This window comes from Rhodococcus sp. ENV425, from assembly GCF_002887785.1.
Lineage (GTDB): Bacteria > Actinomycetota > Actinomycetes > Mycobacteriales > Mycobacteriaceae > Rhodococcus > Rhodococcus aetherivorans.
In genome coordinates this window covers 401-2,191 of sequence record NZ_PCZU01000313.1, presented here as the reverse complement: position 1 = coordinate 2,191, position 1,791 = coordinate 401, and the positions used below count along the sequence as shown (strand labels likewise).

Genomic DNA, 1,791 nt, shown 5'->3' with positions numbered 1-1,791 from the left:
GGCTGGGCCGCGCGGGCCGGGGCCGGTCGGTGGGCAGCGGCAGCGGTGTGTCGGGCAGGCCCGCGAGAGTCGTTGCCCAGTGGTCGAGTTGGCGGGCGGCGAGGCTGTCCGGGTCGGCGGGGTCGCCGAGCAGGTCGCGTTGCCAGCGGGCGTAGTCGCGGTAGCGCACGGGCAGCGGCCACCAGATCGGTTCCGCCCCGGCGAGGCGGGCGGTGTAGGCGTGCTGCAGGTCGGTCAGCAGCGGCGCGACGGAGCCGCCGTCGAACGCGATGTGGTGGACCGCGGCGGCGAGCACCCATTCGTGGGCGCCGAGTTCGATCAGCCGGATCCGCAGCGGCGCGTCGGCGGTGAGGTCGAACGGCGCGGTGATCACCTCGGCGACGGCGGCGGCCGGGTCGGTGCCCGGAACCGCTTCGAGCACAGGCGGATCGACTTCGGCCGCGACGCCGTCGAGGTAGGCGGTGCGCAGGATCTCGTGCCGGGCGGCGACGTCGGCGACGGCCGCGGCCAGCGCGGCGGTGTCGAGGTCACCGGTCAGGTGCAGCGCGACGGGCACGGTGTAGGCGGCGCTGCCGGGCTCGGCGCGGCCGAGCAGCCACAGCCGCTGCTGCGCGGGCGCGAGCGGGGTGGAGGCGTCGTCGTCGTAGCGGCGCAACGGGATCCGAGTGCGGTCGCCGTCGCGGATGTGGGCGGCGAGTGCCGCGAGGGTCGGTGCCTGCAGCACGGCGCGGGCGGGCACGTCGGTGCCGAAGGCGTCGGCGAGGCGGGCGGCGAGGACGACGGCGGACAGCGAGTCACCGCCGGCGGCGAAGAACCCGGCGTGGATGTCGGGCCGGGTGCCGAGCACGCTCTCGGCGACGGTGACGACGAGGTCCTCGACGTCGGTGAGCGGCCGGTCGTCGGCGGGCGCGTCCCCGGCGGTGTCGAGGTCGCGCAGGGCTGCGGTGTCGAGTTTGCCGTTGACGGTGGTGGGCAGTTCCGGCATCAGCCGCAGCCGCGTCGGCATGCGGTGCGGCGGCACCACGTCGGTGAGCCCGGCGAGCACGCGGCTCGGCTCGACACCCGGATCGGCGGCGGCGAAGGCGACGAGCGCACCGCCCGCGGCCAGCGCGACGGCGTGCCGGATGCCGGGCTGCGCGAGCAGGGCGGCCTCGAGTTCCCCGGGTTCGATGCGCACGCCGCGGACCTTGAGCTGCCGGTCGGTGCGGCCCCGGAAGGCGAGGGTGCCGTCGGGACGGCGGTGCACCAGGTCGCCGGTGCGGTAGCGGCGGGTGCCGCCGGGGGCGGCGACGAACCGCTGCGCGGTGAGCGCGGGGGCTCCGAGGTAGCCGAGCGCGACGGATTCCCCGGCCAGGTACAGCTCGCCGACGGCGTCGTCGGGCACCGGGCGCAGGCGGGCGTCGAGCACGTGCGCGACGGTGCCGGGGACGGGCCGGCCGATGCCGCCGCGGCCGTCGACGTCGGTGAGGGTCGCGACGATGGTGGCCTCGGTGGGTCCGTACGCGTCGAGCATGTGCCGGCCGTCGGTCCAGCGGGCGGCGAGCGCCGGCGGCAGGGTTTCGCCGCCGGACGCGACGACCCGCAGGTCGGGCAGCTCGTGCGGGTCGAGGGTGCCGAGCACCGCCGGGGTGGACAGGTAGTGGGTGATGCGCTGCGCGCGCAGCAGCCGCTGCAGGTCCTCCCCCGCGTACACCTCCGGCGGGGCGACGACGAGGGTCGCGCCGGTGGTGTGGGCGAGCAGGATCTCGAGCAGGGCCGCGTCGAACGCCGGATGGTAGCCCTGCAGCACGC

The 1,791-nt window shown here is 76.8% G+C and carries 1 protein-coding gene; it reads right to left on the bottom strand.

The features are described from left to right. The coding region (locus tag CQZ88_RS29420) for a condensation domain-containing protein (protein ID WP_258008882.1) at positions 1–1,791 on the bottom strand (1,791 nt) is incomplete at both ends.